At 74.1% G+C, this 23,064-nt stretch carries 19 protein-coding genes; 2 read left to right on the top strand and 17 right to left on the bottom strand.

The window, feature by feature from the left end:
- Nucleotides 1–95: 95 nt before the first annotated feature.
- Complete coding sequence (locus B5Y66_RS20710) at nucleotides 96–1,067, bottom strand: hypothetical protein (RefSeq protein WP_079576511.1); 972 nt, start codon at nucleotides 1,065–1,067, stop codon at nucleotides 96–98.
- A gap of 121 nt (nucleotides 1,068–1,188) precedes the next feature.
- Between B5Y66_RS20710 and B5Y66_RS20715 the strand changes: the two genes are divergently transcribed.
- On the top strand, nucleotides 1,189–2,400 hold the full coding sequence (locus tag B5Y66_RS20715; protein ID WP_079576512.1) for an MFS transporter: 1,212 nt from the start codon (nucleotides 1,189–1,191) through the stop codon (nucleotides 2,398–2,400).
- A gap of 13 nt (nucleotides 2,401–2,413) precedes the next feature.
- Entirely contained in the window at nucleotides 2,414–2,809 is a 396-nt protein-coding gene (locus tag B5Y66_RS20720; protein WP_079576513.1) for a YchJ family protein, read from the top strand.
- Here B5Y66_RS20720 and B5Y66_RS20725 read toward each other — a convergent pair.
- The 16 genes from B5Y66_RS20725 to B5Y66_RS20800 all read right to left on the bottom strand — a co-directional run bounded on the left by B5Y66_RS20725 (nucleotide 2,782) and on the right by B5Y66_RS20800 (nucleotide 23,058).
- Nucleotides 2,782–4,152, bottom strand: a complete 1,371-nt coding sequence (locus B5Y66_RS20725) for a nucleobase:cation symporter-2 family protein (RefSeq protein WP_079576514.1) — start codon at nucleotides 4,150–4,152, stop codon at nucleotides 2,782–2,784. The genes B5Y66_RS20720 and B5Y66_RS20725 overlap by 28 nt on opposite strands.
- 141 nt (nucleotides 4,153–4,293) lie before the next feature.
- Nucleotides 4,294–6,357, bottom strand: coding sequence for a beta-galactosidase (locus tag B5Y66_RS20730; RefSeq protein WP_079576515.1), 2,064 nt, complete (start codon nucleotides 6,355–6,357; stop codon nucleotides 4,294–4,296).
- A gap of 121 nt (nucleotides 6,358–6,478) precedes the next feature.
- Complete coding sequence (locus tag B5Y66_RS20735) at nucleotides 6,479–7,249, bottom strand: glycerophosphodiester phosphodiesterase (RefSeq protein WP_079576516.1); 771 nt, start codon at nucleotides 7,247–7,249, stop codon at nucleotides 6,479–6,481.
- A complete protein-coding gene (locus B5Y66_RS20740; protein ID WP_079576517.1) occupies nucleotides 7,246–8,598 on the bottom strand; it encodes an ABC transporter substrate-binding protein in 1,353 nt (450 codons plus the stop codon). The genes B5Y66_RS20735 and B5Y66_RS20740 overlap by 4 nt, the downstream gene beginning before the upstream one ends.
- A gap of 43 nt (nucleotides 8,599–8,641) precedes the next feature.
- Complete coding sequence (locus tag B5Y66_RS20745; protein WP_079576518.1) at nucleotides 8,642–9,526, bottom strand: carbohydrate ABC transporter permease; 885 nt, start codon at nucleotides 9,524–9,526, stop codon at nucleotides 8,642–8,644.
- Nucleotides 9,523–10,515 carry a carbohydrate ABC transporter permease gene (locus B5Y66_RS20750; RefSeq protein ID WP_079576519.1) on the bottom strand — a complete coding sequence of 331 codons (993 nt, stop codon included), beginning with the start codon at nucleotides 10,513–10,515 and terminating at the stop codon, nucleotides 9,523–9,525. The genes B5Y66_RS20745 and B5Y66_RS20750 overlap by 4 nt, the downstream gene beginning before the upstream one ends.
- 161 nt (nucleotides 10,516–10,676) lie before the next feature.
- A complete protein-coding gene (locus tag B5Y66_RS20755) occupies nucleotides 10,677–11,582 on the bottom strand; it encodes an oxygenase MpaB family protein (RefSeq protein WP_079576520.1) in 906 nt (301 codons plus the stop codon).
- Nucleotides 11,583–11,598: 16 nt separating this feature from the next.
- A complete protein-coding gene (argJ, locus tag B5Y66_RS20760) occupies nucleotides 11,599–12,744 on the bottom strand; it encodes a bifunctional glutamate N-acetyltransferase/amino-acid acetyltransferase ArgJ (protein ID WP_079576521.1) in 1,146 nt (381 codons plus the stop codon).
- On the bottom strand, nucleotides 12,741–14,294 hold the full coding sequence (locus B5Y66_RS20765) for an ABC transporter ATP-binding protein (RefSeq protein WP_079576522.1): 1,554 nt from the start codon (nucleotides 14,292–14,294) through the stop codon (nucleotides 12,741–12,743). Before B5Y66_RS20765 ends, argJ begins: the two co-directional genes overlap by 4 nt.
- Nucleotides 14,287–15,135: an ABC transporter permease gene (locus B5Y66_RS20770; RefSeq protein ID WP_079576523.1), complete on the bottom strand. Its 849-nt coding sequence runs from the start codon at nucleotides 15,133–15,135 to the stop codon at nucleotides 14,287–14,289. The genes B5Y66_RS20765 and B5Y66_RS20770 overlap by 8 nt, the downstream gene beginning before the upstream one ends.
- Nucleotides 15,125–16,105 carry an ABC transporter permease gene (locus B5Y66_RS20775; RefSeq protein ID WP_245807267.1) on the bottom strand — a complete coding sequence of 327 codons (981 nt, stop codon included), beginning with the start codon at nucleotides 16,103–16,105 and terminating at the stop codon, nucleotides 15,125–15,127. Before B5Y66_RS20775 ends, B5Y66_RS20770 begins: the two co-directional genes overlap by 11 nt.
- Nucleotides 16,102–17,730 (bottom strand): ABC transporter substrate-binding protein, encoded by a 1,629-nt coding sequence (locus tag B5Y66_RS20780; RefSeq protein ID WP_079576525.1) that lies wholly within the window; start codon nucleotides 17,728–17,730, stop codon nucleotides 16,102–16,104. Before B5Y66_RS20780 ends, B5Y66_RS20775 begins: the two co-directional genes overlap by 4 nt.
- Nucleotides 17,727–18,722: an ABC transporter permease gene (locus B5Y66_RS20785; protein ID WP_079576680.1), complete on the bottom strand. Its 996-nt coding sequence runs from the start codon at nucleotides 18,720–18,722 to the stop codon at nucleotides 17,727–17,729. The genes B5Y66_RS20780 and B5Y66_RS20785 overlap by 4 nt, the downstream gene beginning before the upstream one ends.
- A 5-nt stretch (nucleotides 18,723–18,727) precedes the next feature.
- On the bottom strand, nucleotides 18,728–19,663 hold the full coding sequence (locus B5Y66_RS20790; RefSeq protein ID WP_079576526.1) for an ABC transporter permease: 936 nt from the start codon (nucleotides 19,661–19,663) through the stop codon (nucleotides 18,728–18,730).
- A complete protein-coding gene (locus B5Y66_RS20795) occupies nucleotides 19,663–21,684 on the bottom strand; it encodes a dipeptide ABC transporter ATP-binding protein (RefSeq protein ID WP_079576527.1) in 2,022 nt (673 codons plus the stop codon). The genes B5Y66_RS20790 and B5Y66_RS20795 overlap by 1 nt, the downstream gene beginning before the upstream one ends.
- Nucleotides 21,685–21,747: 63 nt before the next feature.
- Nucleotides 21,748–23,058 (bottom strand): MDR family MFS transporter, encoded by a 1,311-nt coding sequence (locus tag B5Y66_RS20800; protein WP_079576528.1) that lies wholly within the window; start codon nucleotides 23,056–23,058, stop codon nucleotides 21,748–21,750.
- Nucleotides 23,059–23,064 lie beyond the last annotated feature (6 nt).

The raw sequence follows: 23,064 nt of genomic DNA on the forward strand, positions 1-23,064 counted from the left end.
TCGTGGACCTCCACCGTCCGCCGGACTGTCGGCCTGCGAGTTGTCAGAGCCACGTCGGGGTATAGGCCCACCTGGCTCTGACAAGTGCGCCGGCGTCACCGGTCGCGGAGGCGGGCGGCGGCCTCGTCGCGGCGGCGGGTGGCGTCGGTGAGGGTGCGCTCGGCGCGCTGGCGGGCGACGACGGCGCCGCGCAGCTCGGCGTCGACGGCGGCGGCCTCGTCGTCCAGCTCGGCCAGGCGACGGCGCACGGCGTCGCGCTCGGCGTCGGTGCGGCGTGCGATCCCCTCGATGCGGCCGACCTCCGCGGCGGCCGCGCTGCCCACGTCGCGCGCGGCGGCGACGTCGTCCTCCGCGTCGGCCAGCTCCTGCTCCGCCTCCCGCCGAGCCGCTTCCCGCGCGGCCTCCTCCTCGGCCCGCGCCGCGGCGTCGTCCTGCCCCCGCGAGGACGCGGCCCGACGATGCCCCCCACGCACGCCCGGCGGGTCGGGCACGGCGTGCAGGTGCCGGCCGGGCGCACCGTCGTCGTCGACGGGCGCGATACCGAGCGCGTCGGGGACCGCGACGGCGGACGCGACGTCGGCCCGCCCGATGCCGGTGGCCTGCAACGGCCCGACCAGCAGCCCGCTGCGGACGGCGCGACCGGCGTCGGCGTCGATCATCGCGGCCGTGAGGGTGGACTCCACCTGCGCGAGGACGGCGCCGGACACGCTCGCTCCTGTTTCGACGGCGAGCGACCGCGCCCGCGCCGCGACCGCCGCGACGAGCTGCCGCCGCTGCCGTGTGAGCTCGCGCAGGCGCGGGCCGTCGAGGTCGTCCTGCGCCTCGCGGAACGCGGCGCCGAGCTCGACGACCTGCTCCACCTGCTCCCCCTCCGCGCGCGCCAGGAGGTTGACCACCCACGCCGCCGTCGACGGCTTGCGCAGTGCCTTGACCCGGGCCGCCGCCTCCTCCTGGCCGTCGGCGCGGAGCGCGGCCGCGCGGGCGTCGCGCGCGGGCACGAAGCCCGCCGGCTCGAGGGCGTAGAGCTCTCCGGCAGCGTCCGTCAGCACCTCGGTGAGCGTGGGCACCCTCCGAGAATCGGGACGCACGCCGTCCGCCGCAACCCCACCCGCCGGACTTGTCAGAACCACGTGGGGGTAGAGCGCGACGTGGCCCTGACGACCCGCCCTTAGGATCGTTTCGATCCCCATGACAGAGAACCTTCCTCCTGCGCCGGCGCCCAGCATCGCGCCCCCCGTCGACGAGCGCCGCGCCACGATCATCCTGCTGGCGATGGCGCTGTCGACGTTCCTGTTCGTCACCGTCGAGTCGCTGCCGTCCGGCCTGCTCACGCTCATGGCTCCCGACCTGGGCCGCTCCACCTCCGAGATCGGCTTGCTGGTCACGGGGTACGCACTGGTGGTGCTCGTCACGACGGTGCCGCTGGCGCACTGGGCGCGGCACGTGCCGCGCCGCTGGGTGCTGTCCGCGTGCGCGGGCGTGGCCGCTGTCGCGACGGCGTGGGCGGCGCTCGCCCCGAGCTACGAGCAGCTGCTGGCAGCGCGCCTGGTGACGGCGACGGCGCAGGCGCTGTTCTGGGCGGCGGTGGTGCCCGCGACGACCGGCCTCTTCCGGCCCGTGGTCCGCGGCCGGGTGATGACGCGGCTCGCGCTCGGCAATTCCTTGGCCCCGGTGCTCGGCGTCCCGGTGGGTACATGGCTCGGTGAGCACACGTCGTGGCGGTGGACGTTCGCCGCCGTCGCAGTCCTCTCGCTGGTGGTGACGTTCGTGGTGCTGACGCTCTTCCCCACGATGGCGCCGTCCGAGGGCGGGGCCAGCCGGGCGCCGCACCCCAGCGGGCGCCGGTTCGGGTTCCAGATGGTCACGACCGGCCTGGTGCTGACCGGCGCCTTCGGGGTCATCACGTTCGTCACCCAGTACTTCATCGACGTCACGGGGTTCGCGCAGTCGGACATGGCGCGGCTGCTGCTCCTGCAGGGCGCGGCCGGCGTGGTGGGCACGATCGTGGTGGGCCGGTTCATCGACGCCCGGCCCGTGGCGGTGCTGCTCGTCGCGCTCGGGGTGCTCACGGTGGCCCTCGCGTCCCTGTGGGCGTTCGGCGAGAACCCCGTCGCGGCCGTCGCGTCGCTGGCGCTGTTCGGCTTCTCGTTCTCCTGCGTGCCGCCCGCCCTGTCGCACCGGGTGATGCTCGTGGCGCCCGGGTCGACCAACATGGGCGTGGCGATCTCGTCGTCCATGTTCAACGTGGGCATCGCCGCCGGGTCCGGGCTGGGCGCGGCGCTGGTCGCCGCCGTCGACGTGCGCGTCGTGCCGCTCGCGAGCGCCGTCGTCGTGCTGCTCGCCCTCCTCGTCGCCCTCGGCGAGGAGCGCTTCAACCCGCGCCTGCCCGGCGCTCACTGACCCGGGAGGTCCCGTGCTCGACAGCGACCGCTGCCCCTGCGGCTCCGGCGACACCTACGGCGCGTGCTGCGGCCCGCTGCACCGCGGCGACCGGCCGGCGCCCACCGCCGAGGCGCTGATGCGCTCGCGCTACAGCGCGTTCGCGGTCGGCGACGCCGCCTACCTGGGCGCCACCTGGCACCCTCGCACCCGGCCGCCGTCGCTGGAGCTCGACGACGACCAGGAGTGGTGGCGGCTGACCGTCCTCGCCACCCACGCGGGCGGCCCGTTCGACGACGGCGGCGAGGTGGAGTTCGTCGCGCAGTACCGGTCGGCGTCCACGGGCGAGCGCGGCCGCCTGCACGAGGTGAGCCGGTTCGTCCGCGAGGGCGGCCGATGGTTCTACGTGGACGGCGACGTCGGCGCCTGAGCGGTCGGCTCCAGCTCCGGCGTCGTCCCCTGCGTCGTCTCCTTGGCCCGCCGCAGCTGGTCGCCGTTGAGCAGCAGGTTGAGCAGGATGGCGCAGATCGCGCCGGCGCTGATGCCGGAGTCGAAGATCAGCCGGAACCAGGTCGGGAACTCGGCGTAGATCTCCGGGCGCACGGTCGGGAGCATCGCGACGCCGAGGGACACGGCGACGACCAGGATGTTCCTGCTGGTGAACGTCACCTTGGTGAGCGAGCGGATGCCGGACGCCGCGACCATGCCGAACAGCGCGATCCCCGCGCCGCCGAGCACCGCGCTGGGCACGCCCTCCACGACGGCGCCGACCTTCGGCACCAGGCCCAGGACGACGAGGATGCCGCCCGCCATCGTCGCGACGAACCGCGACCCCACGCCGGTGAGGCTGACGAGCCCGACGTTCTGCGCGAACGCCGTGTACGGGAAGGTGTTGAAGATCCCGCCGAGCACGGTGGACAGCCCGTCGGCGCGCAAGCCGTCGCCGAGCCGCTGCTTCGTGACCGGCCGGCCGGTGATCTCGCCGACGGCGATCATGTCGCCGGTCGTCTCGGTCATGATCACGAGGCCCACGACGAGCATGGACACCACGGCCGCGAGCGGGAACGTCGGGAGGCCGAAGTGGAACGGCGTCACGACGGCGAACCAGCCGGCCTCGCCCACGCCGGACCAGTCGACCTTGCCCATCGGCAGCGCGACGAGCGTGCCGAGGGCCAGGCCCAGCAGCACCGAGAGACGGGCCAGTGCGGGCGGCGCGAGCCGCTCCACCAGCACGATGAACAGGAGCGTGCCGGCCGCGAGCGCCAGGTCGGACGGTGCGGCGGACTCGCCGTTGTTCGTGATCCAGCCGGCGGCGACGTCCATGAGCGAGACGCCGATGATGAGGATCACCGTGCCCGTGACGATCGGCGGGAAGAACCGCAGCAGCGCCGAGAAGAACGGCGCCATGACGATCATGAACAGCCCGCACGCGATGGTGGCGCCGAACACCGCGGTGATGTCGTACGTCGTGCCGATCGTGATCATGGGGCCGACGGCGGCGAACGTCACGCCCTGCATCAGGGGCAGGCGCACCCCGAACCGCCAGAAGCCCAACGACTGGATGATCGACGCGATGCCCGCCACGAACAGGTCGGCGCTGATGAGGAACGCCAGGTCCTGCGCGGAGTAGCCGAGCGCGCCGCCCACGATGAGCGGCACCGCCACCGCCCCGGCGTACATCGCCAGCACGTGCTGCAGGCCCAGCGGGAAGAGCCGCGCGAACCGCGGCACCTGGTCGACGGGGTGCACCCCGGGTGCGGTCGTGTCGGACATTCGTCGTCCCTTCGTCACCGGGCGCCTGGTCGGCGCGTCGGGTCGACGGTAGGGAGCGCGGGTTTCCGTGGGGTCAAACAGAGTTTCCGGGCCGTGAAATCTTCTCGGATGAACCCATCGGGCTTCGCGCCACCGCCCTTGTCACCGAGCCGCGAGGACGACGACGTCGTGCGGAGCGAGCGGGAGCGGCGCGAGGTCGTGCCGGGCCCCGGTGCGGACATCCGTGAGCGCAGCGACGCCGCGGACGTCGGCCGGGCCGGCGACGAGCGCCGCGGCGAGGTCGAGCGTCGCGGGCCGGTCGGCATGGTTGATCGCGACCAGCGCGCGTCCGCGCCACACCGTCTCGACGTCGGGGTCCTGGGCACCGTGCGGGACGCCCGCGTCGTCGAGGGCGGCCCGCAGCACCCGGTCGAGACCCGCTCCGGCCAGGTCCGCCCCGACGTACCAGGCGTGCCCCGCCCCGTGCTCGTGCCGGGCGACGGCGACGCAGCCGTCGAGAGGCCCGTCGTCGTAGGTGGCGATCACGTCCGCACCGTCGGACCGGGTGCGCTCCCCGAGCGTCGTCGCCGTCGCGCGCCACTCCCCGGCCGCCGATGACGAGCCCGACCCCGACCAGACGACCGTGCTGCCGCCGTCGGGCAGCGGCACCCACTCCTCGGCCGAGACGCCCAGCACGTGTCGCAGCAGCGCGGGCGAGCGGCCGAGGTGCAGGTGCGCCAGGTCGTCCGCGACGCCGCCGAACGGCCCCCAGACGAGGCGCCCGCCACCGGTGACGAACGCGTCGAGACGCGCGGCCGTCGGCTCGTCGAGCACGGAGAGCGCGGGGGCGAGCACGAGGTTGTAGCCGTGCAGGACGACGTCGTCCGACCGGGCGTCGACGACGTCCGCGACGACGCCGAGCCGCCACAGCTCGCGGTGCCAGGCCTGCAGCGTGGCGAGCGGGTCGAGCCGCGCCGTCGGGAGCGCCACCTGCGTGGCGGCCCACCAGGACGGCCAGTCCCACAGGAGCGCGACCCGGCTGTGGACGCGCTGCCCGACGACCTCGCCGAGGTCACGCAGCTCGGCCCCGAGGCGACGGACGCCCTCGTGCACGGCCGTGCCCGGCCCTGCGACGGGAAGCATCGCGGAGTGGAAGCGCTCGGGGCCGGAGCGCGCCTGGCGCCACTGGAAGAACAGCGCGCCGTCGCAGCCGTGCGCGAGGGCCTGCAGCACCTCGGTGCGCAACCGCCCGGGCGACTTCGTGAGGTTGTGCTCGCGCCAGCTCACGGCACTCGCCGCCTGCTCCATGCGCAGCCACGACGACCCGCCGCCGAGCCCGCGCGCCAGGTGGTTGACGAGCGCCGCGTCGGCGGGAGCGTCCGGGGACGCCGGGTCGGGGTACGCGTCGTCGGCGATCACGTCCAGGTCGGCGCGCCAGCCGTGGGGGTCGATGCCGCCGAAGAAGCCCATGAGGTTGGTCGTGACGGGGCGGTCGGGGTCGTGGCGCCGGACGATCGCCTTCTGCTCGCGGTAGAGGTCGAGCAGGAGGTCCGAGCCGAACCTGCGGAAGTCGAGCTCCTGCGACGGGTTGTGGTGGTAGGGCGCGACGCGCGGCGGCAGGATCTCGGCCCAGTCGCCGTACCCCTGCGACCAGACGGTCGTGGCCCAGGCCTCGTTGAGCGTGTCGAGGGTGCCGTACCGCGCGCGCAGCCAGTCCCGGAAGCGCTCGGCGCACCGGTCGCAGAAGCAGGCCTGGCCGTACTCGTTGCCCGCGTGCCACATCCGGACGGCGGGGTGGCCGGAGTAGCGGCTCGCGACCTGCTCGGCGATGCGGGCGGCGGCGTCCCTGTAGGCGTCCGACGAGGGGCAGAACTGGTTGCGCGACCCGTAGCTCAGCACCGTGCCGTCGGCCGTGGTCGGCAGCGACTCCGGGTGCTGGTGCCCGAGCCAGGGCGGCGGCGACGCGACCGGGGTGGCGAGGTCGACGGCGATGCCCGCGTCGTGCAGCAGGTCGAGCACCTCGTCCAGCCACGCGAAGTCGTACTCCCCGGGCCGCGGCTCCTCGCGCGACCAGCTGAAGACGCCGACCGTGACGAGGTTGACCCCCGCCTCCTGCATCAGCGCGACGTCCTCCCGCCAGACGGCGGGGTCCCACTGCTCGGGGTTGTAGTCCCCGCCGTACAGGATGCCCAGCTCGTCCGTGAGCCGTGCGAGACCAGCCGTCATGCCGCGATACCCCCGTGGACCGTCGAAACGCTTCGACGTGACCTTAGGCGTCGCCGGTCGAGCCTGTCGAGACCAGCGACGGGTCTCGACAGGCTCGACCGACGGGCCGGAGCGGGCGGGGTCAGCCCGCGCGACCGGCGAGCCACCCCGCGAGACGATCCGGCCGGTCGGTGATGATCTCGTCCACGCCGAGCGCGACGGCGGCGGCCCAGTGCTCGGGCTCGTTCAGCGTCCAGACGGCGGCGGCGAGGCCCGCGTCGTGCAGCCGGGCGACGACGTCCGGGTCGTCGCGCAGCACGGTGCCCTGCGGGTTGCACATGACGACGTCGAGCTCGCGGCAGCGGTCGACGAGGTCGTCGCCCGCGGCGGTGACGAGCAGGCCTCGGCGCAGCCCCGGGTCGGCGTCGCGCAGGGCGGCCACCGTCGCGGGCCAGAAGCTCTGCGCCACCGTGCGGTCGGCGAGGCCGGCCTCGCGCAGCGGCTCGGTGACCCGCCGCACCTCCTGCGCCGACCACGCGCCCTTCATCTCGAGCAGCAGGTCCATGCCGGGACGGGCGCGCAGCAGGTCGGTCACCTCGGCGAACGTCGGCACCCGCTGCCCTGCGTACGCGGGCGAGAACCACGACCCGGCGTCCAGCAGCCGCACCTCGCGCAGCTCGAGGTCCGCCAGCTTGCCGCTGCCGTTCGTCGTCGCGTCGACGGTGTCGTCGTGGATGACGACCACCTCGCCGTCCGCGGTGAGGCGGACGTCGATCTCGAGCGAGTCCGCCCCCGCCATCGCCGCGGCCTCGAACGCGGCGAGCGTGTTCTGCGGCGCGACGGCGCTGTTGCCGCGGTGCGCGACCACCCGCGGCCGGCGCGGGCCGGTCGTCGCCGTCGTCGGCCCGGTCACAGGTACGGCTCCACGTTCTCGGTGTACGCCGTCTCGATGCGCGGCGCGATCGCGTCGAACGCCTCCCTCGGGTCGGCGTCCTCGATGACGATCTGCTCGAGCGCCTCGTTGAGCAGCGCGTCGGCGCCGGGCACGAAGACGCGCACGTCGTCCTGCACGCGGGCCTTGTCGGCGAGCTGGTCGACGGCGGTGCGGAACTGCGGCGTCTGCTCGTACACCTTCTGCATGGCGTCGCTCTCGACGGCCGAGGTGCGCACCGGCATGTAGCCCGTGGCCTGCGAGAACGTGGCCGTGTTCTCCGTGTTGGTCAGGAACTCGAGGAACATCGCCGCCGCGAGCTGCTGCTCCGGCGTCTTCGACGACGGGATGGCCAGCCCGGTGCCGCCGGTGGGCGTGCCGCCACCCTGCGGGCCGTCCGGCAGGTAGGCCGTGCCGACCTCGAACGACGCGGCGTCGAGCGCACCCTTGAGCGAGCCCGTGGAGCCGATCGTCGAGGCGACGAGGCCGGACGAGAAGTCCGCCATCGCGTCGTCGGCGGAGAGCGTCGCGACGCCGGAGCCGTGGAACAGGTCACGCACGAACTCGCCGCCCGCGACCGCCTCCGGGGTGTCCAGCGTGAGGTCGAAGCCGTCCGAGTACGCGCCGCCGGTCCCCCAGATCATGTTCTCGAACCACCAGGCGCCCCATGACGGGCCGGTGGTCAGGCCGAGCGTCGAGCCACCGTCCGGCACCTCACCCTTCAGCGTGGCGTCCCACTCGGTCAGCTCGTCCCAGGTCTCGGGACCACGGTCGGGCAGGCCCGCCTTCTTCCAGAGGTCCTTGTTGTAGTAGAAGAGCGGCGTGCTGCGGGCGTAGGGCACCGCCCAGTGCTGGTCGTCGTACTCGTAGTCCGCGTACAGGGCGGGCTGGAAGTCCTCCGCGTCGGCGTCGAGGTACTCCATGACGTCGTCCACGGGCATGATCTGGTCGTTCAGGTGGTACCGGAACCACCACACGTCGGACGCGATGACGAGGTCGGGCAGCTCGTCCGTCTGCGAGGCGGCCTGGAAGCGCTGGGCCACCTCGTCGTAGTCGGCGCCGGCGGTGACGAGGTCGACCTCGATGCCGCTCTCGGCGGTGAAGTCGTCGATGAGCTGCTGCTCGAGCTCCTGCGACTGGCCCGGGTGGTTGCTCCACCAGGTGATCTCCTGGGCGGGCTCGACCTGCGACCAGTCGACGGCCTCGGACGACGCGTCGTCGGACGACGTGGCGCCGACGCTCGGTCCGGCGCAGGCGGTGAGGGCGAGGGCCGAGACCGCGGCGAGCGCCGCGACGGCGGTCCGGGTGCGGCGGGCGGGACGGTGGGACACACGTGCTCCTTGGTTCGGTGGGGTGACGGGCGCGGGGTCGGGGCTAGCCCGAGACGGCGCCCGCGGTGAGGCCGGCGACGAGGCGTCGCTGGAGGACGAGGAAGACGAGGAGGATGGGCAGCGTCACGACGACCGTCGCGGCCAGCAGCACGCCCCAGTTCGACATGCCGTCGGTGTTCTGCAGCAGGGTGAGGCCGACGGGGAGCGTCATCTTGTCGGCGTGGTCGACGACGAGGAACGGCCACAGGTAGTCGTTCCACTCGGTCACGACGGAGACCAGCGCGACCGCCGCGAGCGTCGGCGTGCTCATCGGCACGACGAACGTCCACAGCTTGCGCCAGTGCCCGGCGCCGTCGAGCTCGGCCGCCTCGAGGATCGACGCCGGCAGCGTGAGGAAGTGCTGACGGAACAGGAAGGTGCCGAACGCGCTGGCCAGGCCCGGCACGAGGATCCCCTGGTAGGTGTTGAGCCAGCCGAGGCCGGCCACGAGCGTGTAGTTGGGGATGATCGTGATCTGCGGCGGGATCATCAGCGTCGCGATGACCAGCCCGAACACCAGCTTCTTGAACGGGAAGTCGAGGAAGACCAGCGCGTACGCGCAGGCCAGCCCCAGCGCGACCTTGAGGCCCGCGCCGACGACGGTCAGGCCGATGCTGTTCGCCAGCAGCCGGCCGAGCGGGATCGCGCCCGCAGCCTGCGCGTAGTTGTCGAGGCTCGGCGACCCGGGCAGCCACTGCAGCGGCACCTGGTACAGCTCCTCGGGCGTCTTGAGGCTGGCGAGGAGCAGCCAGACCAGCGGCAGGCCCAGCACCACCGTCGCGAACGCCATCGTGAGGTAGGCGCCGACGTGCGGCGACCGCCGTCGGGGAGGTCTGCCCGGGATCCCGGCGGGCGCCGCCGCCGTCCGGTCGATCGTGGCGGCGCTCATGCGTAGTGCACCTTCCGCTGGACGTACCGCATCTGCACCGCGGTGACGGCGAGCAGCACGAGGAACAGGACGGTGGCGACGGCCGACGCGTACCCGGCGCGGCCGTTCACGAAGCTCTCCTCGTAGACCGAGTACATGAGCGTCGTCGTGGAGCCCAGGGGGCCGCCCTGGGTCATCGCCTTGATGATGTCGAACGACTGCAGCGAGCTGAGCATCATCGTCACGAGCAGGAAGAACGTGGTCGGGGTGAGCAGCGGCAGCACGATCGAGCGCAGCGCGCGGGCCGACGACGCGCCGTCGAGCGCGGCGGCGTCGCGCAGGTCCTGCGGTACGGCCTGGAGGCCGGCCAGGTAGATGAGGGCGACGTACCCGAGGTTCTTCCACAGGTAGACGACGATCACCATGACCAGCGGCCACGGTCGTGCCGTGTACCAGGCGGGCGAGTCGAGGCCGACCCAGCCGAGCAGCTCCTGGACCAGCCCGTAGCGCGGGTCGAACATGAACAGCCACAGGATGCCGACGGCGAAGCCGCTCAGCACGTAGGGCGCGAACGCGACGGTGCGAGCGACGCCGCGCCCGCGGAGGCGGCGGTTCAGCAGCAGCGCCAGGCCCAGCCCCAGCACCATCGCACCGCCGACGGTCGCGACCGTGAAGACGAGCGTCGTGGTGACGATCCGGCCCGTCGTGGGCGCGGAGAACCACTCGGCGTAGTTGCCGAGCCCGACGAAGCGGGCGGACGGGGAGCCGAGGTTCCACTGCAGCGTCGACAGGTAGAGGCTCTGCAGCAGCGGGCGGTAGACGAAGACGAGGATCAGCAGCACGTTGGGGCCCGCCAGCAGCAGCGCCCACAGCAGGGCGTTCCGACGACGGCGCGCGCCGAGGCGGCTGCGGGTGCGGGGAGCGGGTGGTCGGCCGGCGGGCGGGGTGCCCGCCCGGGCCGACGGGGCGTCCGGGGGGCCGGACGGCCGTGGGGTCACGACGGTGGTCACAGCCGCGACTCTAGGAACCGCTCCGTCCGATATGTCCGGGTGGGCGGGGGTGCCCGCGAAGCGTTCGGGCAACGTTCATCGGCACGGTCCCCGCAGGTCACGGGCACTGCGCGACGGTCACCCGGACGTCGACGGGGCGTCAGGCGGCCGTCAGGCAGGCGTCAGCCGGGCGTCGTCTCGGGGACACCCGCGCGGGGGTAGGCCCGGGTCCTCTCGGAGGTGCCCATCCCCCACCGCACGGCGCGGGTGGCGAGGGCGCCGGCCGGTACGCCGAGGGTGCGGCGGAACCAGGTGTCGACGTGGAGCTCGTCGCGCGCCCACGTCGGAAGCGTCGACACCGCGCCCGCGGCGAGCAACGCGTACGGGGGCCGGGCCGCGAGCGGCAGCGGCGGCTCGCGCAGCAGGAACCCCACCGTGTCCAGCGCTGCCTCCGACGCCTCGAGCTCGGGCCGGTACGCCTCGATCGTCGCGCGCAGCTCGGCCACCGACTCCGGCACGACGACGGCACCCAACGCTCGCGCGACCCGCGCCGCCTGCGCCACGTACTCGTCCGCCTCGGCGGCGGTGAGCGGCCGCTCGCCGAACCGCTGGTGCGCCGTGAGGAACGAGTCCGCCTCCGCGGCGTGCACCCAGGTCAGCAGGTGCGGGTCGCCCGCGCGGTAGGGCCGCCCGTCCGGCGCCTTGCCACGCACCCGCTCGTGCACCGACCGGACCCGGTCGATCATCGCCTGCGCGTCGTCGGCGGTGCCGAACGTCGTCGTGGCGATGAATGTCGCCGTCCGCTCCAGCCGGCCCCACGGGTCGCCGCGGTAGCCCGAGTGCCCGGCGACGCCCGCCATCGCCAGCGGGTGCAACGACTGCAGCAGCAGCGCCCGCAGCCCACCCACGAACATCGACGCGTCCGCGTGCACCCGCCCGACCGGGCTGTCGGGCGGGAACCAGCGCGGGCCGGGCGTCAGGTGGATCCGGTCGCGCACCGCGTGCGCGTCCCGTCCGGCGACCTTCGCGAACAGCATCTCGCCGAGGCGCAGCCGAAGCCGCTCCACCGGGTTCGTCGCCGTCGTCATGCCGCCAGTATCCCGCTCAGGTCGTGTAGTCGGCGTTGATCCGGATGTATCCCTCCGTGAGGTCGCACCCGTACACGGTGAACTCTCCGCCGGCGATGCCGAGGTCCACCTCGATGACCACCTCGTCCCGCCGGAGGTACGTCTCGAGCTCGGCTCGCACCGCGGCGGAGGGCAGCACGGGATAGGTCTCGATCCCGCCGAAGGCGATCCGGACGTCCTCCTCGTGGACGTCGGTCTCTGTGGCGCACTTGCCGATGGCCATGGCGACGCGCCCCCAGTTCGGGTCGGCGCCGTGCACGGCCGTCTTGACGAGCGGGGAGTTCACGACCGCCTTCCCGACGAGCTTGGCCTGCGCGTCGTCACGGGCCCCGCTCACGCGGACCTCGATGACCCTGGACGCGCCCTCCCCGTCAGAGGCGATCATCTTCACGAGGTCGGTGCACAGGTCCCGGAGCACGTCCTCGAACGCCTCGAGGTCGACGGTGCCGGCCAAGCCCGACGCGACGATCGCCGCGGTATCCGAGGTCGACGTGTCGGTGTCGATGCTCACGGCGTTGTAGGTCCGCTCCACCACCGCCCGGAAGATCCGGTCGAGGTCCTCTGCGGGCACGTCGGCGTCCGTGCAGACGAACGACAGCAGGGTCGCCATGTCGGGCTCGATCATGCCGACGCCCTTGGCGATCCCGACGATCCGCGCCTCCCCGACCTGGCGGACGGCCACCTTGGGCCGGGTGTCCGTCGTCATGATCGCGCGGGCGACGGCGTCGAGGTCCACCCGGTCCGCCGCCGGGAGGGCCGCCAGCCCGGGCCGCACTCTCGCCATCGGGTACGGCACACCGATGACGCCGGTCGAGGCGACCAGCACCTGCTCCGGCCGGCACCCGGCCGTCCGGGCCGCCCACTCCTGGAGCTCCCGCGCGTCGGCCAGGCCGCGCTCCCCGGTGGCGACGTTCGCGTTGCCGGACACGACGACGACGGCGCGCAGCGCCCGGGTCTCGGCCTCCCGGCTCAGGCGCACGCTGGGTCCGGCGAAACGCGACCGCGTGAACACGGCGGCGGAGGTGGTGGCTCCGGTGGCATACACGAGGGCGGCGTCCGGGACGCCGTCCTTGACGCCGACGTTCCCGGTGATGCCGTGGAATCCGGCGACGGTGGTGGTCATCGTGTGCTCTTCTCGCGGGTCGGGGCAGGGTCGGGTCGAACGAGGTCGGGTCCGGGGTGGACCGGAACGAGGACAGCGCCGTCGTCGCCACCCCTCAGTGCCAGGACCCGGTCGCACAGCGACAGGATGTCGAGGTCGTGGCTCACGAGGAGCACACCGGTCCCCGCCCGTGCGGCACGGACGACGACGGCGAGCAGGTCGGCGGCGGTGTCGGCGTCCAGCATGGACGTCACCTCGTCGAGGACGAGGTACTCCGGTCGCAGCGCAAGGGCCCGTGCGACGCAGGCGCGCTGCAGCTCCCCGCCGGAGACCTGGTGGGGACGACGGGAGAGCAGCTCCGGCCCCAGGCCGACGTCGTGCGCCAGCGCAGCCGCGTCGACGGACAGCCCCGCCAGACGCGCCGGCAGCTCGATCGCCTGGCGCAGGGTCATGCGCGCGTCGACCGCCGTACGGGGATGCTGGGACACCCAGCCCACCCGCCGCCGTTGCGCGGGCGGCAAGTCGAGACCCGCACCGTCGACGCGTGCTCCCCCCACCGCGACATGACCGGTGTCGGGGACCTCGAGCTGCGCCAGGACCGAGGCGAGGGTCGACTTGCCCACGCCCGACGGCCCGGTGAGCCCGACGACCTCGCCGGCCCGGACCGCCAGGTCCGTGGGCCCGAGGACGGTGCCGCCGCCCCGCAGCACGCGGACGCCGTGCGCGGCCAACGCCGGGGCGTCCGCATCGACGGGGGGCGCCGTCCGACGCGCAGGGGCCGAGCGGCCGACGACCTCGACCGCCGTCCCGCGGGCCACGACCCGGCCCGCCTCGAGGCGGGTGACGGTACCTCCGCCGCTCCGAGCCAGGGCGAGGTCGTGCGTCACGACCAGCACGCTGTGCCCGGCCCGCGCGTAGGTGGACAGCAGCACCCCGACCGCCTGCGCTGCGTCCTCGTCGAGCCCCGACGTGGGCTCGTCCACGAGGAGCACGGGCGGGTGGTTGACCATCGCTGCGACGAGGTTCAGCCGCGCGAGCTGGCCGCCCGAGAGCTGGTGCGGGTACCGCCGCAGCCACGCCGGGTCGACGCCGGCCGTGTGGGCGAGGTCGGCGAGCAGCCGCCCGCCGCCGGACGCGCGGTGCGGGTGCGCGACCCCGAGCCGTGCCCGGCCGGGCACCGCCACCCCCTGCGCCTCGCGGAGCTGGGCCACGATCGTCGACGTCGGCGTGAACGCGGCGCCGGCGCCCTGGGGCGCGATCCCGATCAGGCGCCCGCGCACGACCCTGCGGTGGGTGCGGGCGGGCGCGGCGAGCAGGTCGACCTTTCGCCGTCCCACCGTCAGCACGGCGGTGCCGGTGGCCCTCGACCGGGACGGCAGCGCGCCGTTCAGCGCCGACAGCAGCGTGGACTTGCCCGCCCCCGAGGGGCCGAGCAGCACGTGCACCTCGCCGGGGACCAGATCCAGGTCGACGCGGTCAAGGACCGGGGCGTCCCCGTGGGCGACCGACAGGCCCCGCACGGAGACGGAGGCGGAGTCGTGCGCGATCTCCGGGTGCGGGGCGTCAGTCATGGTGCTCCTCTCCGCGGCCTGACAGACAGCCGGAGAGGCAGACGGTGACGGCGACGAGCAGCCCGGCGGGCGCCGCGAGGGTCCACCACGCCCCGGAGAGCAGCGCCTGCTGGCCGAGGTCGAGCAGCACGCCCAGCGACGGCGCGTGCGGCGGCAGGCCCAGACCCAGGAACGTCAGGGTGGACTCGTGCCAGACGGCGTGCGGGACCAGCAGGCCCAGCGCCACGACAAGCTGCGCGGCGAGGCGCGGCGCGGCGTGGTGGCGCAGCAGCTGGCGCCGGGTGAAGCCGTGGGCGACCGCCGCGCGGTAGTAGTCCGACGTGCCGACCGCCAGGAGCTCGGCGCGCACGAGCCGCGCCGTCTGGGTCCAGTGCGTGGCGGCGACCACGAGCACGATGGTGAGGAACGACCCGCGCAGCACCGACGCGACCACGATGCCGAGCAGCAGGTGCGGCACGGCGTTGACGCCGTCCACGACCCGCATGCCCCAGCGGTCCACGCGACCGCCCGCGAGCGCGCATCCGGCGCCAACCAGCGCACCCACGACCACCGCGCTGGTCGCCCCGGCGAGCGCGGCGAGCAGGGAGATGCGCAGCCCGTGCGCCGAGCGCACGAACAGGTCGCGGCCCGTGAGGTCGGTGCCGAACGGGTGCCCCCACGACGGGCGTGTGGCGCCCGTGGCGTAGTCGACGCGGTCGATGTCGACGGGCAGCAGCGGGACGACGAGTGCGTAGGCCACCAGCAGCGCCAGCCCCGTCACGGCGACCGCGCGCCACGGCACCGCCCGTCGGGTCCGCACCGCGCGGAGGGGGCTGACGGTGGGAACGGTGTCAGAGCGCATCGGCGTCCGTCCTCGGGTCGATCCGCACGAGGCAGAGGTCGGCGAGCAGGCCACCGACCACGGCCACCAGCACGAGCAGCACCGTCGACGCGGCGAGCAGCGTGAAGTCCTGGGCGAGCGCCGCGTCGACGAGCGCGCCGCCCAGCCCCGGCCAGGAGAAGATCTCCTCCACGAGGACCGACCCGGCCACGACCTCGGGGAGCCGCGCCCCCGCGATCGCGAGCGTCGGGACGGCCGCCGTCGGCAGCACGTGGCGGAGCATCACCCGCCACTCGGCGACACCGCGCAGACGGGCGGCCTGCGTGGACGGGGTGCGCAGGTGCTCGGCCATGCCCCGGTGCAGGTGGAGGGCCATCCACGGCAGCTGCGAGGCCGCGACGGCGAGCACCGGCAGCGCCAGGTGGGTGCCCACCTGCGCGGCCGTGGCCGGGGCGCCCGGATCGGTCAGCCCGCCGGCCGGGAACCAGCCGAGGCCGAGCGACAGCACCCCGACCAGCACCAACGCGACGAGGAACGCGGGCACGGCGGAGAGCGCCCATAGACCGCCCGTCAGGAGCCGGGCGAGGGCGCCGTGCGGGCGCAGCGCCGCCAGCATCGCCACCGGGACGGCGACGGCGATCGAGACGGCGAGCCCCGTGACCATGAGCAGCAGGGTCCAGGGCAGCCGCACCGCCACCACCGTCGCGACGGGCGCCCGGCCGGTCGTGGAGGTGCCGAGGTCGCCGGCGAGCGCACCCGTGACCCATCGCCACCAGGCGTCGAGCCACGGCGTCCCCGCCACGATCCCCTCCACGCCGCCGCGGGCGGTCCCGCCCGTGAACTCGTCGCGGGCGCCGAGGAACGCCGACGCCGCGTCGGTCGGCGAGGCCGCGGCGAGCGCGAAGACCGCCAGGCTCACGAGCACGACGAGCGGCACGGCCCACCCCAGCCGCCGTCCGGTCAGGCGCAGCGCGGCTACCGTCCGGGTCACCGGCGCGTCCAGTGCTGGACGTCGAACCACGGGCCCCATGCCACGCCGTGCTCGTGCGGCTCCACGACGTGTCCCACGCCGTCCCACGCGTCGAGGCCGCGGGCCACGTACGTGTGCTCGAGCGCGAAGACGGCGACCATGGGCGGGTTCTCCACGAGGCGCTCCTGCAGCCTCCGGTACGTCGCCGCGCGGGTCTCGCCGTCCGGCTCCCTGCGTGCCTCGTCCAGCAGGCGGTCCACCTCGTCGTCGGCGTAACCGGACGCGTTCGAGTAGGCGTCGTCCTCGTCGAAGTCCGCGTAGTCCGAGTGCAGCTGCCGGTAGACCTGGGCGTCCGGGTCGTACGGCATGTCGCCCCCGCCGAGCACGAACGCCTTCTCGTCCATCGCGGTGACCGCGTGCGCGCGATCGACCCCCTCCAGGGAGACCTCGATGCCGAGCGCGGCCAGGTCCGAGGCGAACGCCTGAGCCACGTCACGACGCAGCGTGTCCTCCGCGAAGTACATGACCGTGAACGCGAACGGGATGCCGTCCTTGGCGCGTGTCCCGTCGGGGCCCAGGATCCACCCCGCCGCGTCGAGCAGCGCCGCGGCCGCGTCGGGGTCGTGCTCGAAGGCCGCCGACGGCTCGTGGTTCGCGCCCTGCGCGGGCGTGAACGGGGACGAGATCGCTTCCCCGTGGCCGGCGAGGATCCCGTCGACCATCGCCTGCCGGTCGGTGGCGAGATTGAGCGCGGTCCGCACGTCGGGGTCGGCGAAGAACGGCAGGGTCTGCGGCAGCGAGATCGCGCGAAAGTCCGCGGAGGGGTTGGTCACCAGCTCCAGACCGGCGACGCCGTCGAGCGCCGTCGCGGTCCGCGGGGAGAGCTGGGCGCCGTCGACGTCGCCGGATCGGACCCGCTGCGCCCGCGCGTTCTCGTCGGCGACGAAGGCCAGGTGGATGGTCGTCACCTCCGGGTCTCCGCCCCACCAGTCGTCGCGTGCCTCCAGCGTCAGGGACTCGCCGCGGCGCCACTCGGCCAGCACGTACGGGCCGGTGCCCACCGGCTGGTCCGCCAGTGTCGAGCCCACCACGGTGTCCCCGAGCGCCTCCGAGGCCGGGATGCCCAGCGTGAGCCGCGCCGGCAGGCCCGCGTAGGGGTACGCCAGCTCGAACCGGACGCTGTGGGCGCTGGTCGCCACGACGTCCTCGACCATCGCGTAGTCCGTGCTCATCCAGGAGCCCTGCCGGGGGTCGCGCACGGCGTCGTACGCCGCGACCACGTCGTCGGCGTCGAACGCCGAGCCGTCGCTGAACGTGACGCCCTCGCGGAGCGTGACCGTCCAGGTCGTGAGGTCGCCGTCCGGCGTCGGCAGCTCGGTGGCCAGACCGGGCTCGAGCACCCCGCCCGGGCCCACCGCGACCAGGCCGTCGTACAGCTTGGAGGTGATGCCCAGCGGGTACTCGAGGGGGTTGAGGGAGTCGTACTCGCCGGTCTCGGCCAGCCGCAGCGTCGACGGGTCGTCGGGCGAGCCGGACCCGGGGTCGTCGAGCGCGCACCCGGTCAGGGCGAGCACCACGACCATCGTGGCGGCGGCCGGGCCTCGACGGCGCGGGACGACGGCGCGGGCGGGGACAGCGATGCTCATGAGACGGAGATCCTCGGGTCGGCGACGGACTGCAGGACGTCGGCGGCCGTGTTGACGGCAACGTACAGGCCGCCGAGGACGAACGTGACGCCGGCGACCGCGGGGAAGTCGGAGACGGGCAGGCTGGCCGACAGGTAGGAGCCGAGCCCGCCCCAGGTGAAGACGCCCTCCACGAGAAGGACCCCGCCGAACATGAAACCGAGCTGCAGGGCTCCCATCGACAGCGACGCGCCGAGCGAGTTCCGCAGCACGTGCCCGCGCAGCACCTGCGTCTCGGTCAACCCCTTCGCGGTGGCGGTCCGGACGTGGTCGGAGCGCAGGGTCTCGGTGAGGCTGGAGCGCAGCACGCGACCGATCGCCAGCGCCGGCCCGACGGCGAGGGCGAGGGCCGGCATGACGACGTGCGCGAGCGCGTCGCCCGTCGCCGCGGGATCGCCCGCGAGCATGCTGTCGAGCACGCTCAGACCTGTGGGTCCGTCGGTGACACCGCCCCGTCCGGACGCCGGCAACCACCCGAGCAGCTTGTAGAACACGATGATGCCGAGGATGCCGAGCATGAAGGTCGGCGCCGTCGAGCCGACGAACAGAAGGCCGCGGAAGACCCCCGCCAGCGGCCAGCGCAGCATGCTGGACACGGCGAACAGGACCCCGAGCAGGACCGCGAGCAGGAAGGCGACCAGGACGAGCTCCAGGGTCGCGGGCAGATACGCCCCGATGTCCTCGGCCACGGGGCGGCGGGTGCGGAACGACGTGCCCAGGTCGCCGGTGAGCAGGCCCCCGACGAACGCGAGGTACCGCTGGGGCGCCGGGTCGTCGAGACCGAGACGCTCGCGCGCGGCGGCGACAGCGTCCGGGGAGGCGTTGCCGCCGATCGTGGCGGAGACAGGGTCTGCCCCGGAGACCTCCTGCAGCAGGAAGAGCACCAGGGACAGGGCCCCCAGCAGACCCAGCAGCGACGCGAGCCGGACGCCGACGAAGCGCAGACGGGACATGGTCATCACCTCCGGTGGGCGATCCGGTGACGCAGCGCGTCCCCGGCGAGGTTGGACAACAGGCTGAGCAGCATCACGGCGACGCCGGGGACGAGCGGGATCCACCAGGCGTCGAGGATCTCGACCAGCGCCCGTGACGTGTCCGCGCCGAGCTCCGGCGCCGGGGCGGGCTGCCCCAGCCCGAGGAAGGACAGGGACGCCAGCACCATGACGACGTTGCCGATGTCGAGGCTGGCGGTGACGATCGCGGTGGGCACCACGCCCGGCAGCACGTGCCGCCGCACGAGCCGCGCCCGGCCGACCCCGGCCATGCGCGCGGCCTCCACGTGCGGGCGGGCCATGATGGCGCGCACCTCACCTCGGACGATCCGGGCGTAGTACGGCCACCAGACGATGCTGACGGCGAGGAAGGTGTTGAACAGGCCCGGCCCGAGGGCGGCCGCGACGGCCACGGCCACCAGCATGGACGGCAGCGCGAGGAAGACCTCGGTGGTGCGCATCAGCACCGAGTCGACCCACCCGCCGGCCACCCCCGCGACCACGCCGACGAGGGACCCCATGACGAGCCCGACCGCCGTGACGGCGATCGAGAGCAGCCACGACGTCCGGAGCCCGACGAGCACCCGGGAGAACGTGTCCCGCCCGATCTGGTCGGTCCCCAGGAGGAAGCCGTCGGAGAAGGGCGGGAGCTTGGGCGGGCCCACCGGTTGCACCGGGTCGTGCGGCGCGAGGAGCGGGGCGACGAGGGCCAGGACGGTGAGGGCCACGATCAGGCCGATGAGCGTCCAGTCCAGCACCCGGCGCGCGAGGGTGTTCGTGCCGGAGCGGCCCCGACGGGCGGTCAGGCGCCACCGCGGGGGCGGGTCGGGGACGGCCCCGGGCGGGCGGGGCGCGGCCCCGGCGGACGGACGGTCGTCGGCGCGGGTCAGGACGTCGGCCATCAGATCTCTCCTCGGCGGAGGCAGGCCACCTCGTGGCGGCGCGCGACGTCGGCGGTCGAGCGGCCGTCGACGGCGGTGAGCTGGATCCCGACGACGGTGCTCGAGCACTCGGGCACCGCGACGGGGCACCGGGGGTGGAACGCGCAGCCCGTCGGCGGGTCGAGGGCGCTGGCGGGCTCACCCGGCAGCGGCTCGACGATGGTGCCGGGCCGTGGCACGGCGGCCACCAGATTGCGTGTGTACGGGTGCTGCGGGCGGGCGATGACGTCCTCGGCACGACCCACCTCGACGATGCGGCCGAGGTACATCACCGCGATCCGGTCGCCGACGATGCGCGCGACCGCGAGGTCGTGGGTCACGAACATGACCGCGATCCCCAGCTCACGGCGCATCTCGTTGATGAGGTTGAGCACGTTCGCCGCGACGGACACGTCCAGCGCGCTCGTCGGCTCGTCGCAGAGCAGGACCCGGGGCGGCACGATCGTCGCGCGGGCCAGGACGACGCGCTGGCGCTGTCCGCCGGACAGCTCGCCGGGGATCGCGTCGAGCACTGCCGGGGGGAGCCCGACGCGGTCGAGGATCGCGCGGGCACGGCTCTCCTTCTCCGCGCGGTCCGTGCCGCGCGGTAGCCGCTCGTGCAGGACCTCCCGGACCGTCATCCACGGGGTGAGCGAGGAGCCCGCGTCCTGGAACACCATCTGGATGTCGGTGCCGCGCGGGCCGCGCACCGACCCGGTGAACCGCTTCTCCAGGTGCCCCGCCACCCGCAGCAACGTCGACTTGCCCGAGCCGGACTCGCCGACGACCGCGACCGACTCGCCCGGCTGCAGGTCGAAGGTCACGCCCCGCAGCGCGCCGAGCCGCGCCCTGCGGCCGTGCTCGTCGCGGACCTGGAACGTGCACTCGAGCTCCGCCGCCTGGATCAGCGGCGCGCCACGCCCGTGGTCGGGCAGCGGCGGCAGCGGGTCGAGCAGGGTGCGCGAGACACCCCGGTCGCCGACCCGGCCGGACTCGAAGCACGCGGCACGGTGCTCCGCGTGCCCGTCGCCGGCGGCGACCTCGTCCAGGGTCGGCACCCCCTCCGCGCACGCCTCGACGGCGAACCGGCAGCGCGACGCGAACGCGCACCCGCCGCTCGCGGCGCCGGCGGTACCTGCGGCCTCGGCGGGAAGGCTCCACAGCGGCCGCGACCGGTCGGAGTCGAGCGACAGGCGCGACCCGAGCAGTCCCAGGGTGTAGGGGTGCTGCGGGTGCTCCAGCACCTGCCGCGTGGTCCCCGTCTCCACGATCCGCCCGCGGTACATGACGGCGATGCGGTCGGCGACCTGCGCCGCGACGCCCAGGTCGTGGGTGATCATCACGACCGAGCAGCCGATCTCGTCGCGCATGTCCGCGAGCAGCCGCAGGATCTGCGCCTGGACGGTGACGTCGAGGGCGGTGGTCGGCTCGTCCGCCACGACCAGCTCGGGCCGTCCCGCCAGGGCCATGGCGATCATCACCCGCTGCCGCAGCCCTCCGGACAGCTCGTGCGGGTAGGAGCGGTACCGACGCTCCGGCTGCGGGATCCCGACCGCCCGCATGAGCCGGACGGCCTCCTGCGGCGACCCGGCCTTCTCGGCGACCTGACGGCCCACGAGCATCGTCGGGTTGAGCGAGGTCATCGGGTCCTGGAACACCACGCCCAGCCGGCTGCGCCGGGCCTCGCGCAGGCGGGCGGGAGGCGCCGTCCGCAGGTCCATCCCGGCCACCTCGAGCGTGCCGTCGATGCGGGGGCGGGAGGACTCCGGCAGCAGCCCGAGCATCGCCATGCTCATCACGCTCTTGCCGGAGCCCGACTCACCGACGACGCCGACGATCTCGCCGCGCCCGACCTCGAGGTCGACACCGTGCAGGATCGGGGAGCGGACTCCGTTCCGCTCGAGGCTGACGTCAAGGCCTTGCAGCCGGGCGACGGGATCGGCGGTGCGGACGGGGCCGGGATCCGGCGGCGTCTTGGTCGAGGGCGGTACGGCGACATCCATGGGACCGGCTCCTTCGTTCGTGGTGGGGCGGGCAGGACGGGCTGAGGGCAGGCGGCGTGCGGCCTATGGGGGCGGTGGGGCCCCCGCAGGGGCGAGCGGCCGAAGGGCCGCGCGTCGGGCGACGTCGTCGGCGGTGACCTCGGCGACCCGGCGCTGTCGCGACCGGGCGGTCAGCGCGAGCATGAGCGCGACGACGAGCGCCAGCCCGGACGCGCCCAGCCACAGCACCCGCGACCCGTACGCGTCGAGCACGAACCCGCCGGCGACCGGCCCGACCGCCGTCGCCAACGAGTGGGTGAGCCCGTAGACCCCCTGGTAGCGCCCCCGCCGGAGCGGGTCGGCGAGGTCCGCCGTCATCGAGGTCGCCTGGGGGTGCGAGCCCATCTCGCCGAGGGTCCAGATCGCGACCGTCACGAGGTACATCGGCAGGGTGGCGGCGACCGACTGCAGTCCGACACCCACCGCCGTGAGCGTGATCGCGAGGACGATCACCAGGTCGCGGGACCACCGGTTGAACAGGCGCGCGGTCGGGAGCTGCAGCAGGCACAGCAGCACGCCGTTGAGGGTGAGCAGGATCCCGAAGTCGCTGGACGGGTGCCCCTGCTCGGTCATGACGAGCGGCAGGGTGGTCGTCGACTGCACGTACACGATCGAGTACGCGAACATCACCGCGGCGAAGGTCATGAAGACGCGGTCGCGGAGCACCGGGAGCAGGCCTCCTCCGCCCCGGCGCCGGGGGGCTCGCGCGCCGTCGTCGGCGGTGGTCGACGCCTCCTCGGGCGGGGAGACCCGGGTCTCCGGGACCTTGGCGGCGATCACGCCCACGGACACCAGGACGAGCCCGGCCTGGCACCAGAACAGGAGCGAGAACGACACCTCGGCCATGAACCCTGCGGCGAGTGGGCCGATGGCGTATCCGAGGTTGACGGCCCAGTAGTTGTAGTTGAACGCGGTGCGCCGGTGCTGCGGCTCGACGAGGTCGCCGACCATGGTCTGGATGACCGGCCCGCAGGTGCCGTTGAACAGGCCGTACGCGGTGAGCAGGACGGCGATCGGCCCGGCGCCGTCGGCCAGCGGGATGGCCACGAGCGCGACCACGCTCAGCAGCTCGCCCGCCAGGAGCACCCGGCGGCGCCCGACCCGGTCGGCGAGCACCCCGCCCGCGAGGGAGGAGACGACGACCCCGACCCCGTACGCAGCGACCACGACCCCCGCCTCACCGGCGGACATGCCGACCGAGGACGTGAGGAAGATCGTCATGTAGGGGACGACGAACCGCCCGATCCACACGACGAGCTGCGCCGTCCACAGCCACCAGAAGGCGGCGGGCAGGTCGCGCAGCCGGGTGCGGCCGGCGGTCGCGGGCGGGGCCATTGCGTC

This window comes from Krasilnikoviella flava (assembly GCF_900167525.1).
Classification (GTDB): domain Bacteria; phylum Actinomycetota; class Actinomycetes; order Actinomycetales; family Cellulomonadaceae; genus Isoptericola; species Isoptericola flavus.

Bases quoted from the DNA above. Each gene is read 5' to 3' on its own strand.
- B5Y66_RS20715 (WP_079576512.1), top strand. From the start codon at position 1,189: ATGACAGAGAACCTTCCTCCTGCGCCGGCGCCCAGCATCGCGCCCCCC.
- B5Y66_RS20725 (WP_079576514.1), bottom strand. From the start codon at position 4,152: ATGTCCGACACGACCGCACCCGGGGTGCACCCCGTCGACCAGGTGCCG.
- B5Y66_RS20730 (WP_079576515.1), bottom strand. From the start codon at position 6,357: ATGACGGCTGGTCTCGCACGGCTCACGGACGAGCTGGGCATCCTGTAC.
- B5Y66_RS20745 (WP_079576518.1), bottom strand. From the start codon at position 9,526: ATGAGCGCCGCCACGATCGACCGGACGGCGGCGGCGCCCGCCGGGATC.
- B5Y66_RS20755 (WP_079576520.1), bottom strand. From the start codon at position 11,582: ATGACGACGGCGACGAACCCGGTGGAGCGGCTTCGGCTGCGCCTCGGC.
- argJ (WP_079576521.1), bottom strand. From the start codon at position 12,744: ATGACCACCACCGTCGCCGGATTCCACGGCATCACCGGGAACGTCGGC.
- B5Y66_RS20765 (WP_079576522.1), bottom strand. From the start codon at position 14,294: ATGACTGACGCCCCGCACCCGGAGATCGCGCACGACTCCGCCTCCGTC.
- B5Y66_RS20770 (WP_079576523.1), bottom strand. From the start codon at position 15,135: ATGCGCTCTGACACCGTTCCCACCGTCAGCCCCCTCCGCGCGGTGCGG.
- B5Y66_RS20780 (WP_079576525.1), bottom strand. From the start codon at position 17,730: ATGAGCATCGCTGTCCCCGCCCGCGCCGTCGTCCCGCGCCGTCGAGGC.
- B5Y66_RS20785 (WP_079576680.1), bottom strand. From the start codon at position 18,722: ATGTCCCGTCTGCGCTTCGTCGGCGTCCGGCTCGCGTCGCTGCTGGGT.
- B5Y66_RS20790 (WP_079576526.1), bottom strand. From the start codon at position 19,663: ATGGCCGACGTCCTGACCCGCGCCGACGACCGTCCGTCCGCCGGGGCC.
- B5Y66_RS20795 (WP_079576527.1), bottom strand. From the start codon at position 21,684: ATGGATGTCGCCGTACCGCCCTCGACCAAGACGCCGCCGGATCCCGGC.
- B5Y66_RS20800 (WP_079576528.1), bottom strand. From the start codon at position 23,058: ATGGCCCCGCCCGCGACCGCCGGCCGCACCCGGCTGCGCGACCTGCCC.